Source organism: Streptomyces dysideae, from assembly GCF_001514305.1.
Lineage (GTDB): Bacteria > Actinomycetota > Actinomycetes > Streptomycetales > Streptomycetaceae > Streptomyces > Streptomyces dysideae.
Window position 1 is genome coordinate 1 of the sequence record NZ_KQ949094.1, and the last position, 14,866, is coordinate 14,866.

The window sequence follows — 14,866 nt, forward strand, 5'->3', positions numbered from 1 at the left end:
CGTACCCAACCCCTCCGACGTCGTCGGCGAACTCGCCCTGCTGGACGCCGAGCTGTTCGTGATCGTCGAACAGGACCTGTACCCCTGCGCACCCGAGGTACCGCTGCCCATCGCGCTGAGCACCCGTGAGCACCTGGCCGGCTGCGGCCTGACCGGAACCCGGCGCCCGACCCTCACCACCCCCGAACGGTGAGCCCGGTATGAGCATCGTGCGCATAGGGGTGATCGGCGCGGGCAACATGGGCGCCGACCATGTGAACACCCTGCACCGCCATGTCTCCGGCGCCGTGGTCACCATGGTCGCCGACCTCGACGAGGAGCGCGCCGCCGGCGTCGCCGGGGCCCTCCCCGACGCCCGCGCCACCGGTGATCCGTATGCCGTGATCGCCGACCCGGAGGTCGACGCCGTGGTCGTCGCCTCGCACGACACCACTCACGCCGATCTGTCCGTCGCGGCCGTACGGGCCGCGAAGGCCGTGCTGTGCGAGAAGCCCCTCGCCCCCACGCTGAGCGAATGCGTCCGCGTCGTACAAGAGGAGCGGCAGGCCGGCCAAGGCCTGATCTCGCTGGGCTTCATGCGCCGCTTCGATCCCGCGTACGTGGAGCTGAAGGAGGCCCTGGCCGCCGGTGTCTGCGGGGCACCGCTGCTGCTGCGCTGTGTCAGCCGAGGTGTCTCCTCCGCCCCCGGCGCCACCGACGAGTTCAGCATCACGGGGTCGGCCATCCATGAGTTCGACACCGTGCCCTGGCTGCTCGACTCCCCGATCACCGAGGTCAGTTGGCACGCGCCCCGCTCCACGACGGCGACCGGTCTGCGGGATCCGCAACTGATGCTGCTGCGCACCGCCGACGGCGCGCTGACCACCGTGGAGGTGTTCCTCAACGCCGGCTACGGCTACGACGTCCGCTGCGAGGTGGCCGGCGAGCGCGGCACGCTCGCCCTCACCAACCCCGCCCGCCTGGTCACCGACTCGGCGCGGGCCCGCTCCCTCGGTTACCCCGCCGACTGGCGTCCCCGGTTCGCCGACGCCTATCGCCTCGAACTCCAGGCGTGGATCGACGCCGTCGCCACCGGGAGTGCGTCTCCGCTGGCCACGGCACACGACGGCCTGGTGGCGGGCGCGGTGGCCAAGGCCGTCATCGTGTCCATGAAGAACGGGGGCCGGACGATCGCCGTCCAGGTCCCGGAGGTCTGAGCATGTCCGCCTTCCCCACCGCCCTGCCCGCCCCGCGCACCCCGGACCCGATGGCCGCTCCCGCACTGCGCTGGGGTGTTCTGGGCACCGGTTGGATCGCCGAACGCTTCGTGCGCTCCGTGCAGGGCCACACCGGCCAGCGCTTCACCGCCGGCCACCGCATCCTCCGCCCCGACCTGGCCGGCGGCCCCCTCCTCGACCTCGGCACCTACCGTTCCTATGGACTGAGCGGAAGTGAGCCCGCTCAGTCGCACGCCCCGAACGGTCTTGGGCGTACTGGTCCCCGGCGTACTCGACCCCGGGGCGGCGACACGGATCCTGTCCGTGGTCCGGGCCCGGGAGGCCAGTTCCCTGTACGACCTGGCCATGTGGGTACGGCCAGAGGCGACGGGGAGGCCCCGAACCATCACTCCGGTGGAGCAGGGGCCCCGCACGCTGACACCGCACCCGGCGTCCCAGATCGCACGATCACGCTGCCCCGGACGGCCCAGGACACCGCAAGCCCGGAAGCCGACCATCACACGATCGAGTTAAACCACCCCCGTGCACGCTCCCCGGCAAGCAGCTGACGCCCCTCTGTCCCTCATCACCTGGATCCTCGGCGCGCCGGCCGAAGTCCTGGCCTCCGCCCAGCCGCATCCCGCGGGCGTCAACGGCCAGACCTCCGCCCTGCTCCGCTACGCCGACGGCAGTCAGGGCATCGTCACCACCCTCTTCAGTGACACCCCCACCACGGCCACCATCGCCGGGACCCACGCCACCCTGAGCCTGCCCGGCCCCTTCTACCAGCCCGGCGACATCGTCCTCACCCTGACGGGAAGCGGCACACGACTGACGTACACCGAGCCGCACACCGCACACGACGCCCTGCACTTCGAGGCCGCGGAGGCGGCCAGGTGCATCACCGCCGGCCGGCTCCAGTCCCCGCTCCGCCCGCTGGACGACTCGCTGACCACACTCCGAGCGATGGACGAAATCCGCCGCCAGTGCGCCATCGCCTTTCCCGGAGAGACGGCACAGCACGTCGGTACCACCTGATCGCTGCCCCGGACGGCACTTGATCCGTCCGGGGCCGCAACGCCCTTCAGCCGTCCAGCGACGTCATCACGTGCTTGATCCGCGTGTAGTCATCGAACCCGTACGCCGAAAGGTCCTTGCCGTACCCGGACTTCTTGAACCCGCCGTGCGGCATCTCCGCAACCAGCGGAATGTGCGTGTTGATCCACACGCACCCGAAGTCCAGGGCCTTGGACATCCGCATCGCACGGGCGTGGTTCTTGGTCCACACCGACGACGCGAGCGCGTACTCGACACCGTTCGCCCACTCGACGGCCTGCGCCTCGTCCGAGAAGGACTGGACGGTGATGACCGGCCCGAAGACCTCCTTCTGGATGATCTCGTCGTCCTGCTTGACCCCGGAGACGACGGTCGGCGCGAAGAAGTAGCCCTTGTCACCGACCCGCTTGCCACCGGCCTCCACGCGCGCGTGCGCCGGCAGCCGCTCGATGAAGCCCTCGACCTGCTTGAGCTGGTTGGGGTTGTTGAGCGGTCCGTACAGCACGTCCTCGTCGTCCGGCTGCCCGGTCTTCGTGTCGGCGGCAGCCTTCGCGAGCGCGGCCACGAACTCGTCGTGGATCGCCTCGTGGACGAGCACGCGGCAGGCCGCCGTACAGTCCTGCCCGGCGTTGAAGTAGCCCGCCACGGAGATGTCCTCGACGGCCTTGGCGATGTCGGTGTCCTCGAAGACCACGACCGGCGCCTTGCCGCCCAGCTCCAGGTGGACCCGCTTGAGGTCCTTGGACGCGGATTCGGCGACCGACATGCCCGCACGCACGGAACCGGTGATGGACGCCATCGCCGGGGTCGGGTGCTCGACCATCAGCCGACCGGTGTCACGGTCGCCTGTGATGACGTTGAAGACGCCCTTCGGCAGGATCGCGCCGATGATCTCGGCCATCAGGACGGTCGACGCCGGGGTCGTGTCCGACGGCTTCAGCACCACGGTGTTGCCCGCCGCGATCGCCGGTGCGAACTTCCACACGGCCATCATCATCGGGTAGTTCCACGGCGCGACCTGCGCGCAGACACCGACCGGCTCACGGCGGACGATGGAGGTCAGCCCCTCCATGTACTCACCGGCCGAGCGCCCCTCGAGCATCCGCGCCGCACCCGCGAAGAAGCGGATCTGGTCCACCATCGGCGGGATCTCCTCGGAGCGGGTCAGCCCGATCGGCTTGCCCGTGTTCTCCACCTCGGCGGCGATGAGCTCCTCGGCACGCTCCTCGAACGCGTCCGCGATCTTCAGGAGGGCCTTCTGGCGCTCGGCGGGGGTCGTGTCACGCCAGGCCGGGAAGGCCGCGGCGGCGGCCGCCATCGCGGCGTCCACGTCCGCCTGTCCGGACAGCGGCGCGGTCGCGTACGCCTCGCCCGTCGCGGGGTTGACCACCTCGGTGGTCCGTCCGTCGGCGGCGTCCCGGAACTCACCATTGATGTAGTTGCGCAGACGACGCAGCTCGGTGCTCACTGCCGGCCTCCTGTCAGTCAGAACTGTCCATTCCTTGAGACATCCACCCTAGTCGGCCGTCCCACGTTTTCAACAGCCCTAATCGCGCCGCAGCTACGGAATCCGCAAGTCTCGACCACGTAAACAACGAATTTCATCAATTCGGCCTTGCGGAACTATCGAGACGTCGTGCACAGTGAGCCCGTGGCCAGTCGAAGCGCAGACCCCAAGGACTCCCGGGACTCCCGCGAGTCCAGGAACGGCACCACTCCGCATCTGGATGCCGTCTCCCTCGCCATCATCGAACAGCTCCAGGAGGACGGCCGCCGGCCGTACGCCGCCATCGGCAAGGCCGTCGGCCTCTCCGAGGCGGCCGTGCGCCAGCGCGTCCAGAAGCTGCTCGACCAGGGCGTGATGCAGATCGTCGCCGTCACGGACCCGCTCACCGTGGGCTTCCGCCGCCAGGCGATGGTCGGGATCAACGTCGAGGGCGACGTGGAGTCCGTGGCCGACGCGCTGACCGCCATGTCCGAATGCGAGTACGTGGTGATGACCGCCGGATCCTTCGACCTGATGGTGGAGATCGTCTGCGAGGACGACGACCACCTGCTGGAAGTCATCAACAGACGCATCCGGGCTCTCCCCGGAGTGCGCTCCACGGAGAGCTTCGTCTACCTCAAGCTCAAGAAGCAGACCTACATGTGGGGAACCCGATAACCGTGAGGACCCGATAACCGTGAGCAGCAAGGACCTCAGCCGCACCGCGTACGACCACCTGTGGATGCACTTCACCCGCATGTCCTCGTACGAGAACGCGCCCGTCCCCACCATCGTCCGGGGCGAGGGCACCTACATCTACGACGACAAGGGCAAGCGCTACCTCGACGGTCTCGCGGGCCTGTTCGTGGTCCAGGCGGGTCACGGCCGCACGGAGCTCGCCGAGACCGCCTTCAAGCAGGCGCAGGAGCTCGCGTTCTTCCCGGTGTGGTCCTACGCCCATCCCAAGGCCATCGAGCTCGCCGACCGCCTCGCGGACTACGCGCCCGGCGACCTGAACAAGGTCTTCTTCACCACCGGCGGCGGCGAGGCGGTGGAGACCGCCTGGAAGCTCGCCAAGCAGTACTTCAAGCTGGTCGGCAAGCCCACCAAGTACAAGGTCATCTCGCGCGCGGTCGCCTACCACGGCACCCCGCAGGGCGCCCTGTCCATCACCGGCCTGCCCGCCCTGAAGGCCCCCTTCGAGCCGCTGGTCCCCGGCGCCCACAAGGTCCCGAACACCAACACCTACCGCGCCCCGATCCACGGCGACGACCCGGAGGCCTTCGGCCGCTGGGCCGCCGACCAGATAGAGCAGCAGATCCTCTTCGAGGGCCCGGACACGGTCGCGGCGGTCTTCCTGGAGCCGGTACAGAACGCGGGCGGCTGCTTCCCGCCCCCGCCGGGCTACTTCCAGCGCGTCAGGGAGATCTGCGACCAGTACGACGTACTCCTCGTCTCCGACGAGGTCATCTGCGCCTTCGGCCGCCTCGGCACGATGTTCGCCTGCGACAAGTTCGGCTACGTCCCGGACATCATCACCTGCGCCAAGGGCATGACGTCGGGCTACTCCCCGATCGGCGCCTGCATCATCTCGGACCGGCTCGCCGAGCCGTTCTACAAGGGCGACAACACCTTCCTGCACGGCTACACGTTCGGCGGCCACCCGGTCTCCGCGGCCGTGGGCGTCGCCAACCTCGACCTGTTCGAGCGCGAGGGCCTCAACCAGCACGTCCTCGACAACGAGGGGGCGTTCCGGGCCACCCTGGAGAAGCTGTACGACCTGCCGATCGTCGGCGACGTCCGCGGCAACGGCTTCTTCTACGGCATCGAGCTGGTCAAGGACAAGGCGACGAAGGAGTCCTTCAACGCCGAGGAGACCGAGCGGATCCTCTACGGCTTCCTCTCCAAGAAGCTCTACGAGAACGGCCTGTACTGCCGTGCCGACGACCGCGGCGACCCGGTCATCCAGCTCGCGCCGCCGCTGATCTCCAACCAGGAGACCTTCGACGAGATCGAGCAGATCCTGCGGGAGACGCTGTCGGAGGCGTGGACGAAGCTGTAGCCCCGGCGGTTCGGCGGCCCGGGTACACCCCTCTCACCCGTACGAGTGAGAAGGGCGTACCCGGGCCGCGTACTGTCCGGCGTTCCCGCCCCGGATCCTTAGCGTGCCCTGTAACCGATCGGCCCTGCCTTCGTTCACCCGCACGGGGGATAGGCACAGGGAATTACGGATCTGAACGAGGTGTACGCCCATGGTGGCCCCGCCGGACAACGACGTGCTCTGGGCACGGTCGCTGCACTTCACCCACGACGACGGCTCGCCCGCCCTCGCCGGAGTCTCGCTCGGCGTCCGGGAGGGCGAGATCCTCACCGTCGGCGGCCCGCGCGGCAGTGGCAAGACGACCCTGCTGCGGTGCCTGTCCGGCCTGGCCCCCGCACAGCGCGGCGAGGTGTGGTTCAACAGCGTGCCGGTGCACACCATGGGCGCGACGGCCCGCGAACGGCTCCGCCGCGACCGCTTCGGCTGGATCGACCCGGCGCCGGTACTGGTCCCCGAGCTCAACGCCTGGGAGAACGCCGCGCTCCCCGTCATGCTGCGCGGCACGAGTCGCCGCCGCGCCAAGACCGCCGCCCTGGAGTGGCTGGAGCGCCTGGACATCGGCGAGGCCGCCCGCAAACGCCCGCACCAGCTGACTCAGTCCGAACGCCAGCGCGTCTGCGTCGCCCGGGCCCTGGCCCTCGCGCCGACCGTCCTCTTCGCCGACGAGCCGACGGCGCCCCTGCACCGCGCCGACCGCGCCCACGTCCTCCGTACGCTCACCACGGCGGCCCGCTCGCACGGCATCACGGTCGTGCTCGCCACCCACGACACGGACGCGGCAGCGCTCGCCGACCACACCATGACCCTCCTGGACGGACGGCGCGTCAACACCGTCCACCTCCCCCCGGTCACCGACACGGAAGGCCGGGCCGCGTGCTCGCTCTCCGTCTGACCCGCGGCGCCCACCCCGTCGTACAGCTGCGCCGCCTCCTGGTGGCAGCGGCGGCGGCAGGCACGGGCTTCCTGCTCCTGTGCGCCCTGGGCCACGCGATCGCCCACCCCGACTCCCCCGGCGGCTCGGTCCTCCGCCTGGCCTGGTGCCTCCCGCCGCTGGCCACCACGGTCTACTTCGCGGTGGCGGTGGCCCGCACGGACCCCGGTACCAGGCCACGCCCCGGCCTCTCCGCGATCGGCCTGGGCCCGGCCCGCGTCATGGCCTTCTCGGCCACGACAACGGCCCTGTCCTGCACCCTCGGCTCGATACTGGCCCTCCTCTTCTTCCTCCACCTCCGCGGCGACCTGACCGGCATGCCCTTCGACGGAGCAGCCGCGGATTTCCTCGCCGCGGACCGGCCCCTGCCACTCCCGGCAGCACTGACACTGCTGGGACTGCTCCCGGCGACTGCTTCGCTGGCGGTGGCGGTGGCACTGCGACCTCGGGAGGCGAGGCCCACTGGAGCGCGGACGGCGGCGAGGTCGTACGGCCGCTTCGGGGCGTATGGCAGGACGGGGGCGAGGGAGACGTACGGGAGGTTCGGGGCACAGCTACGGAACACCGCCGCGCCGTCTGCGGGCAGTCGTGCCGCTGGGGTGGCGCCCCTCCCACAAAGAGGCGGCACCCCGCAGGCACGGGCAAGCGACCCGACCCAGACGCCGGCCCCCACCCCGGGCACCCCTGAATCCAACTGGACCGAAGCCGTAGCCCACCACCCCACCCCGTCCCCGGACCCCACCCAACCCCCCACCCCCCGCACACCCCCCTCCGGCCTCCCCTGGAGCATCGCGGTTCTGACCGCAGGCCTGGCCGTAGAGGCCCACGCCAGCCGCGACACCACCGCCTCCGGCCTCACCATGCCCGCCGGCCTCGCAACCGGCCCCGCCACCGTCCTGGCCGGCTGGCTGCTCACCGCCCTCGGCCTCACCCTCGCCGCCCCCGGCCTCACCCACCTCTGCGGCCGCCTCCTCCAGTCCGTACGCCCCGGCGCCCGCCGCCTCCTCGCAGGCCGAGTCCTGATGGAAGAGGCAACCCGCATCGGCCGCCCCCTCGGCGTGGTCTGCGTGGTGGCCTCCGCGGCGTACGCCATGGCGACCCTGTCCTCCGGCACCACCGCCCCCTCCTTCGGCCCTCTCACCACCCTCGGCGCGACCTTGGTCACGGGCTGCACGGTGGCCACCCTCCTGACCGCCGCCGTGGAGGCGAAGCACGCGCGGGCCGACACCACTGCCGCCCTGCTCAGACTCGGCGCCCCGGCGACGATGCTCCGCAGTGCCGCCGCCCTGCGCGCAGGCGCGTTGCTGGCCATGTTCGGCCCGCTGACCCTGCTGGTGGCCGAGCTCGCGGCAGTGCCGCTGGCCCGCTGAAAAATCCGCACGAAAAAGACCACCGACCGGCGATGAGTTCCGCACGGAGCCCCGGTCTACCCCACCGAACAGCACGCACACCCGATGGGAGAGACCCCGATGACCTCGACGACGTACCAGCAGATGATCTTCGTGAACCTGCCCGTGAACGACCTCGACGCCTCGAAGAAGTTCTTCACGGAGCTCGGCTACACGATCAACCCGCAGTTCAGCAACGAGAACGCGGCCTCCGTGGTGATCAGCGACACCATCTTCGCGATGCTGCTCACCAAGCCGTTCTACTCGACGTTCACGGAGAAGGAGATCGCGGACGCCTCGAAGACCAGCGAGGTGCTGATCTGTCTGAGCGCCGAGAGCCGCGCGAAGGTGGACGAGCTGGTCGACAAGGCCGTCGCCGCCGGTGGCACCGCGTCGGACAAAGTCCAGGACATGGACTTCATGTACGGCCGCGCCTTCGACGACGTCGACGGCCACACCTGGGAGGTCGTGTGGATGGACCCGGCGGCCATCGAGGGCTGAGGTCCGCGTCGCGAAGTGGCGTGCCTAGCATGGGCGGGTGCAGACGATGCCCGCCCATGCGGCCCACCACAACGACCGTGAGATCGAGACACTCGAGGAGTTCGACGCGACCGTCTCGGCCCGCGGCACCCTCGCCGGATTCCGCGTCCAGGCCGTCGACCTGACGGACCGTACGCGCGAACTCCTCGCCACGGACACGGGCGGTGCCGTCTTCCTCGGCTGCCGGATGCGCGAGGACGCGGCCACGAAGGTCCGAGCGGACGGCGCCATGGTCTTCCCGCCGGTCCCGGACCTGCCCTTCGACCCGTACCGCGGCCTCGTCTACTCCCCTGACGAGCTCTTCGAGTCCTTGTCGGACGGCGGCTACGAGGCCACGCCCGACGCCCGCGCGTACGCCTGGTTCCAGCAGACCAAGGCCGACCACGACATATTCGCCTCGATGCTGCGCGCCGTCCACGACGACTCCGTCTCGGACGCGCTCGACGAACTCCTGCGCGGGGCACGGGTGGTGGGCGTGATGGGCGGCCACGCGATGGCCCGCGGCACGGAGGCGTACGCCGGTGCCGCGCGGCTCGGACGGGAGCTGGCCCGCGCCGGTTTCACGGTTGCCACCGGCGGCGGCCCGGGCGCGATGGAGGCGGCGAACCTCGGCGCGTACGCGGCCCCGTTCGACGACGAGATGCTGAGCGAGTCGCTCCAACTCCTCACCAAGGCAGCGAAGTTCACGCCCTCGATCACCGACTGGGCAACAGCCGCCTTCGAGGTGCGCTCCCGCTGGCCCAAAGGCGGCGCGTCCGTCGGCATCCCGACCTGGTTCTACGGCCACGAGCCGCCGAACGCGTTCGCCGGGCACATCGCCAAGTACTTCGCCAACGCCACCCGCGAGGACGGCCTGCTGGCCCGCTGCAACGCGGGCGTGGTCTTCCTGCCGGGCGCGGCCGGCACCGTACAGGAGATCTTCGACAACGCGACGCCGAACTACTACGAGTCGCGCGGCGAGCCCACGCCCATGGTCCTGGTCGACCGGGCGCACTGGACGGAGAAGCTGCCGACGTGGCCGCTGCTGCGGTCGCTGGCCCGGGACCGCTCGATGGAGTCCCATATCGCCCTGATCGACCGGATCGAGGAGGCGCCGGAGGCGTTGAAACGTCTCGGCGGTTAATAAGAGGGCAAAGCCAACGCCTGTAGGCTGCTTATGCGTTGACACTTCTTATGCGGCGCTTATAGACCTGTGAGACTCCCGGGGATGGTGATGTCCCATCGCCATCGCCTCAACCCCCCGCATTTGCGCAACTCGTAAAGGACAAACGTGTCCATAACTCGCCGTACTGCTGCACGTTCCGTGCGCATCCTCGGTGTTGCCACCGCCTCGGCCGCACTCTCGATCGCGCTCGCCGGCAACGCGCTCGCCTGCAACATCAATGAGTTCTCCGCCGAAGCCAAGTGCGACGGCGACAAGGGTGTCATCACGGTCACCGACGTGGACCCCACCGGCGTGCCGGCCACCGTCACCGTGTACCTGGAGAACAACGGCGCCGATGTGAAGAAGATCGGCGAGCAGGAGGTCAAGGGTTCGCGCGAGGGTGTCACCATCACCTTCGAGGAGAACTGGAAGCCCGACGCCGAGTACCGCGTCCACGTCAAGGCCGGCAACCAGGTCGACGAGGACATCAAGCCGAACCTGACCACGCCGTCCACGGCCTGCAAGAAGGAAGAGGAGAAGCCACCGGCCCCGTCGGACACCCCGACCCCGACGCCTTCCGACTCCGCCTCCACCCCGGCCGAGGACACCGACACCCCCACCCCCACCCCGTCGGAGACCAACGCCACCGCTCCGGCGGACAGCGCCCCGTCCCCGGCGGCCGGTGAGTCCAACCTCGCCGAGACCGGCGCGAGCTCCAAGACCGGCGTGATCGCCGGCATCGCGGTCGCCCTGGTCGCGATCGGCGGCGGCGCCGTGTTCTACGGCATGCGCCGCCGCGGCGCGAGCAACGACCGCTGACACACCGGACCGCCACGGCCCGTCCCCGTTCGCCGGGGGCGGGCCGTGACTCGTAGGGCAGGCGCGCTGAAGGGTGGACGCCAACCCGAACGACGGCCCCCGCCCCGGCTGCCGTCAGTCATACCGCTGGCGGCGCCCGTCCCAAAGAGAGCGGCACCCCGCCAGCGCGGGTGAGCGAACGCCCCTCGACCCCAGCCCCAACGCCGGGCACCTACAAGCCGACGGATGCCCCCCCTCAGCGCAGGGCACCCCCACCCCACGGTCCACCCACTCACCCCAGCACAACAATCTCCGCCCCGTCGAACTCCACCCCCACCACATCCCCCACGCCCGGCGCCTCCCGCAACGCACAAGCCGCCTCCAACCGCGGCGCCCCCTCCGCCTCCAACTGCACGGCGACATGCGTGCCCTTGAACGTCCGCGCCACCACCACACACCGCAGCCCCGAGTCGGCGGACACCAGCCGCACACCCGCAGGCCGCACAAGCAGCATCCGCACCCCCTGCACAGCCCCCGCAGGCACCGGCACCTTCCCCCACGGCGTATCCGCCGCCTCCCCCACGACCGTCCCCTCGACCACGTTGTCGAACCCGAGGAACCGCGCCACGAACTCGTCCGCAGGCCGCTGCCACACCTCCAGCGGCGTCCCGGACTGCGCGATCCGCCCGTCCCGCATCACCACCACCCGGTCGGCAAGCGCGAAGGCCTCACCCTGGTCGTGCGTCACGGCCAGCACAGTCGTCCCCAACCGCCCGAAGAGCTCCCGCAGTTCGACGACGAGCCGTTCCCGAAGCGACCGGTCGAGCTGCCCGAGCGGCTCGTCCAGCATCAGCAGCCGCGGCCGGGGAGCCAGCGCCCGCGCCAACGCCACCCGCTGCTGCTCACCCCCGGACAAGGAGGCGACGGCCCGCCTCCCAGCCCCCGGCAGCCCAACAAGGTCGAGCAACTCCCGTACCTGCCCGTCCTGTTCACCGCGCGAGGCGGCGCCGCGCATCCGCAGCCCGAACGCCACGTTCCCGCCCACATCCCGCTGCGGGAACAGCTGATGGTCCTGGAACATCAGCCCGACCCCCCGCCGATGCGCGGGCACCCCGCCCTGGTCCCGCCCGTCGAGCAACACCCGCCCGGCATCCAGGTGTTGCAGCCCGGCCACCGCCCGCAACAGCGTCGACTTACCGCTGCCGCTGGGCCCGAGCACACAGACGATCTCGTGCTCGGCGACCCCGAGGTCGACGGCACCAAGCACGGCCCGCCCCCCGAACCGCACCGTCGCGCCCTCAAGGCTCAGCAGCATCAGAACTCCCCCGTCCGATCGGTCCGCAGCCGCTCCAGCACCAGCAGGGCCACCGCACACACCACCATCAGCACCGTCGAAAGGGCCATCGCCTGCCCGTAGTTGAGCTCACCCGCCCGCCCCAGCAGCCGCGCCACGGCGACCGGCAGCGTCGGATTGTCGGGCCGTGCGATGAACACGGTCGCCCCGAACTCACCCAGCGACACCGCGAAGGCGAACCCGGCCGCGATCAGCAGCGCCCGCCGCACCATCGGCAGATCCACCTCCCGCCACACCCGCCACGGCGACGCCCCGAGCACGGCCGCCGCCTCCCGCAACCGCTCGTCCACGGCCCGCAGCACGGGCAGCATGGTCCGGACGACGAACGGCACCCCGACCAGCGCCTGCGCGAGCGGCACCAGGATCCAGGTCGCCCGCAGATCGAGCGGCGGCTCGTCGAGGGCGATCAGGAACCCGAACCCGACGGTCACCGCGGACACCCCGAGCGGCAGCATCAGCAGCGCGTCGAAGCCCCGTACGAACCGCCCCGCGTCCCGCCGGGTCAGCGCGGCCGCCGCGAGCCCGCCGATCAGCACGGCGATGACGGTGGCGACGACGGCGTACTCCAGCGAGTTGCCGATCGCCTCGATGGGCGCGACGAGGAAGACCCCGCCGTCCGCGTCGGTCAGCGCCCGGTAGTAGCCGAAGTCGGGCGCGTCCAGGGACCGTTGGACCAGGACGGCGAGGGGCAGCGCCAGGAGTACGACGATGCAGCCGACCACCCCCGCCAGCAGCCCCCACTGCCCCGCCCCGCGCGGCCGCCGGGCCGTCACGGAGGCGTCCACCAGCCGCAGGGCGGTCTCCCGCCGCCGTACGGTCCAGGCGTGCACGGCGAGGATCGCCCCCACCGCCACGAACTGGATGACCGTCAGCACGGCGGCCGTGGCCAGGTCGAAGATCTCGGACGTCTGCCGGTAGATCTCGACCTCCAGGGTCGAGAAGGTCGGCCCGCCGAGGATCTGCACCACACCGAAGGAGGTGAAGGTGAAGAGGAAGACCATGAGCGCGGCGGCCGCGACGGCCGGTGCCAGCGCGGGCAGCGTGACCTTCCGCCAGGCCGCCCACCGCGAAGAGCCCAGCATCCGCGCCGCCTCCTCCTGCCGCGGGTCGAGCTGCGCCCAGAGCCCACCGACCGTCCGTACGACGACCGCGTAGTTGAAGAAGACGTGCGCCAGCAGAATCGCCCACACGGTGGTGTCCAGCCGTACGCCCCACAGCTCGTCGAGCAGCCCGCCGCGCCCGACGAGCGCCAGGAACGCCGTACCGACGACGACCGTCGGCAGTACGAACGGCACGGTCACCACAGCGCGCAGGAACTGCTTGCCGGGGAAGTCGAAGCGGGCGAAGACATACGCGGCCGGCAACGCGACGAGCAGCGTCAGCCCGGTGGAGGCCAGCGCCTGCCAGCTCGTGAACCACAGGACGTGCCGGATGTCGGACTGCCCGAGCACGTCCGCGATCCGCCCGAACTGCCACACCCCGTCGACCTTCAGACCGCGCGCGACGATCGCGGCGACGGGGTAGGCGAAGAAGAGCGCGAAGAACGCGACGGGCACGGCCATGAGCCCGAGCCGCGCCGCCACGCCGCCACCTCTCTTCCTGGCGGCTACTTCAGTACGAGCGAGGTCCACGACTTGACCCAGTCGTCACGGTTGGCGGCGATCTTCGCCGGGTCCATGATCTCGGGGTTCTCGGCCTGCGGACCGTACTTCGTGAACTCCTCGGGCACCTGGGCGCCCTCCACCACCGGGTAGACGAACATGTTGAGCGGCATGTCGTCCTGGAACGTCCTGGTCAGCAGGAAGTCGAGCAGCGCCTTGCCACCCTCGGCGTTCTTGGCGTTGCTGAGCAGGCCCGCGTACTCGACCTGCCGGAAGCAGGTGCCGGTCGCCACGCCGGTCGGGGCGGTCGTCGGCTTCGGGTCGCCGTAGATCACCTCGGCGGGCGGCGAGGAGGCGTACGACACGACGAGCGGCCGGTCGGCCTTGGCCTGCTTGCCGCCGGCGGAACCGGAGAACTCCTCGTTGTAGGCCTGCTCCCAGCCGTCGACGACCTTGACGCCGTTGGCCTTCAGCTTCTTCCAGTAGTCCTGCCAGCCGTCGTCGCCGTACTTGCCGGCGGTGGCGAGGAGGAAGCCGAGGCCGGGCGAGGAGGTGGAGGCGTTCTCGGTGACGAGGAGGTTCTTGTACGCGGGCTTGACCAGATCGTCGAAGGAGGTGGGCGGGGTCAGCTTGCGCTCGCTGAAGTACGCCTTGTCATAGTTGACGCAGATGTCACCGGTGTCGACCGGCGTGACGCGGTCCTTGTCCTCGTCGGCCAGGTACTCAGCTTTGATCTTGTCGGCGCCCTTCGCCTCGTACGACTGGAAGAGCCCGTTGTCGAGCGCCCGCGACAGCAGGGTGTTGTCGACGCCGAAGAAGACGTCGCCCTGCGGGTTGTCCTTGGTGAGGATGGCCTTGTTGACGGCCTGCCCGGCGTCGCCGTCCTCGAGGACCTTGACCTTGTAGCCGGACTCCTTCTCGAAGGCGGCGAGGACGTCCTTCGAGACGGCCCACGAGTCATGGCTGACCAGGGTCACGGTCTTGGACCCGCCGGAGCCGGACGACTGATCGTCGTCGGACGATCCACACGCGGACAGCACTGGCAGCGTGACCAGGCCGAGCCCGACGGCCACGGCAAGGAACTTCTTGGTGGTGCTCACTGACTTTCCTCCTGGGATGGACCAGGAAGAGACGCGGCCCTGCCCGGGGGCTTCGGAACGTCCGACGGCTCCCGGGCAGGGCGCAACAGCTCGAGTGGTGACCGATCTCCCTACCCAGAATGACCTGGGCGAGGTTCAGAGGGTCTGCGGCCCGTGCCGCACTCTCAGCGC

The 14,866-nt window shown here is 70.3% G+C and carries 13 protein-coding genes and 1 pseudogene; 10 read left to right on the forward strand and 4 right to left on the reverse strand.

The window, feature by feature from the left end:
* From AQJ91_RS27630 to AQJ91_RS27640, 3 genes and pseudogenes are all read left to right on the forward strand, one after another.
* A pseudogene (locus tag AQJ91_RS27630) lies at positions 1–193 on the forward strand (2-keto-myo-inositol dehydratase); the annotation flags it as partial.
* A 7-nt stretch (positions 194–200) separates the two neighbouring features.
* On the forward strand, positions 201–1,196 hold the full coding sequence (locus tag AQJ91_RS27635; RefSeq protein WP_067026895.1) for a Gfo/Idh/MocA family oxidoreductase: 996 nt from the start codon (positions 201–203) through the stop codon (positions 1,194–1,196).
* A gap of 543 nt (positions 1,197–1,739) precedes the next feature.
* Positions 1,740–2,234 carry a Gfo/Idh/MocA family oxidoreductase gene (locus AQJ91_RS27640; protein ID WP_199848043.1) on the forward strand — a complete coding sequence of 165 codons (495 nt, stop codon included), beginning with the start codon at positions 1,740–1,742 and terminating at the stop codon, positions 2,232–2,234.
* A 46-nt stretch (positions 2,235–2,280) separates the two neighbouring features.
* Here the strand turns inward: AQJ91_RS27640 and AQJ91_RS27645 are convergent, their stop codons facing one another.
* A complete protein-coding gene (locus AQJ91_RS27645) occupies positions 2,281–3,720 on the reverse strand; it encodes a gamma-aminobutyraldehyde dehydrogenase (RefSeq protein WP_067026897.1) in 1,440 nt (479 codons plus the stop codon).
* Positions 3,721–3,888: 168 nt separating this feature from the next.
* On the opposite strand from AQJ91_RS27645, the gene AQJ91_RS27650 reads away from it, so the two are divergent.
* From AQJ91_RS27650 to AQJ91_RS27680, 7 genes are all read left to right on the forward strand, one after another.
* Positions 3,889–4,416 carry an Lrp/AsnC family transcriptional regulator gene (locus AQJ91_RS27650; RefSeq protein ID WP_067026899.1) on the forward strand — a complete coding sequence of 176 codons (528 nt, stop codon included), beginning with the start codon at positions 3,889–3,891 and terminating at the stop codon, positions 4,414–4,416.
* A 19-nt stretch (positions 4,417–4,435) separates the two neighbouring features.
* Positions 4,436–5,800 (forward strand): aspartate aminotransferase family protein, encoded by a 1,365-nt coding sequence (locus AQJ91_RS27655; RefSeq protein WP_067026901.1) that lies wholly within the window; start codon positions 4,436–4,438, stop codon positions 5,798–5,800.
* Between the two features lie 190 nt (positions 5,801–5,990).
* Entirely contained in the window at positions 5,991–6,731 is a 741-nt protein-coding gene (locus tag AQJ91_RS27660) for an ABC transporter ATP-binding protein (protein WP_067026902.1), read from the forward strand.
* Positions 6,713–8,140, forward strand: a complete 1,428-nt coding sequence (locus AQJ91_RS27665; protein ID WP_067026904.1) for a hypothetical protein — start codon at positions 6,713–6,715, stop codon at positions 8,138–8,140. Before AQJ91_RS27660 ends, AQJ91_RS27665 begins: the two co-directional genes overlap by 19 nt.
* Before the next feature lie 99 nt (positions 8,141–8,239).
* Positions 8,240–8,659 (forward strand): VOC family protein, encoded by a 420-nt coding sequence (locus AQJ91_RS27670; protein WP_067026906.1) that lies wholly within the window; start codon positions 8,240–8,242, stop codon positions 8,657–8,659.
* A gap of 37 nt (positions 8,660–8,696) precedes the next feature.
* Complete coding sequence (locus tag AQJ91_RS27675; protein ID WP_067026909.1) at positions 8,697–9,821, forward strand: LOG family protein; 1,125 nt, start codon at positions 8,697–8,699, stop codon at positions 9,819–9,821.
* A gap of 147 nt (positions 9,822–9,968) precedes the next feature.
* A complete protein-coding gene (locus AQJ91_RS27680) occupies positions 9,969–10,661 on the forward strand; it encodes an LAETG motif-containing sortase-dependent surface protein (RefSeq protein ID WP_067026911.1) in 693 nt (230 codons plus the stop codon).
* Between the two features lie 271 nt (positions 10,662–10,932).
* On the opposite strand, the gene AQJ91_RS27685 is transcribed toward AQJ91_RS27680, so the two are convergent.
* The 3 genes from AQJ91_RS27685 to AQJ91_RS27695 are packed head-to-tail and all read right to left on the reverse strand — an operon-like array spanning position 10,933 to position 14,695.
* Positions 10,933–11,955, reverse strand: a complete 1,023-nt coding sequence (locus AQJ91_RS27685) for an ABC transporter ATP-binding protein (RefSeq protein ID WP_067026913.1) — start codon at positions 11,953–11,955, stop codon at positions 10,933–10,935.
* A complete protein-coding gene (locus tag AQJ91_RS27690; RefSeq protein WP_079085230.1) occupies positions 11,955–13,625 on the reverse strand; it encodes an ABC transporter permease in 1,671 nt (556 codons plus the stop codon). The genes AQJ91_RS27685 and AQJ91_RS27690 overlap by 1 nt, the downstream gene beginning before the upstream one ends.
* Positions 13,601–14,695 carry a thiamine ABC transporter substrate-binding protein gene (locus tag AQJ91_RS27695; protein WP_067026915.1) on the reverse strand — a complete coding sequence of 365 codons (1,095 nt, stop codon included), beginning with the start codon at positions 14,693–14,695 and terminating at the stop codon, positions 13,601–13,603. Before AQJ91_RS27695 ends, AQJ91_RS27690 begins: the two co-directional genes overlap by 25 nt.
* Positions 14,696–14,866: the final 171 nt, after the last annotated feature.

Excerpts from the sequence above, each read along its gene's own strand:
- AQJ91_RS27670 (WP_067026906.1), top strand. The coding sequence starts at position 8,240 with ATGACCTCGACGACGTACCAGCAGATGATCTTCGTGAACCTGCCCGTG.
- AQJ91_RS27685 (WP_067026913.1), bottom strand. The coding sequence starts at position 11,955 with ATGCTGCTGAGCCTTGAGGGCGCGACGGTGCGGTTCGGGGGGCGGGCC.
- AQJ91_RS27660 (WP_067026902.1), top strand. The coding sequence starts at position 5,991 with ATGGTGGCCCCGCCGGACAACGACGTGCTCTGGGCACGGTCGCTGCAC.
- AQJ91_RS27635 (WP_067026895.1), top strand. The coding sequence starts at position 201 with ATGAGCATCGTGCGCATAGGGGTGATCGGCGCGGGCAACATGGGCGCC.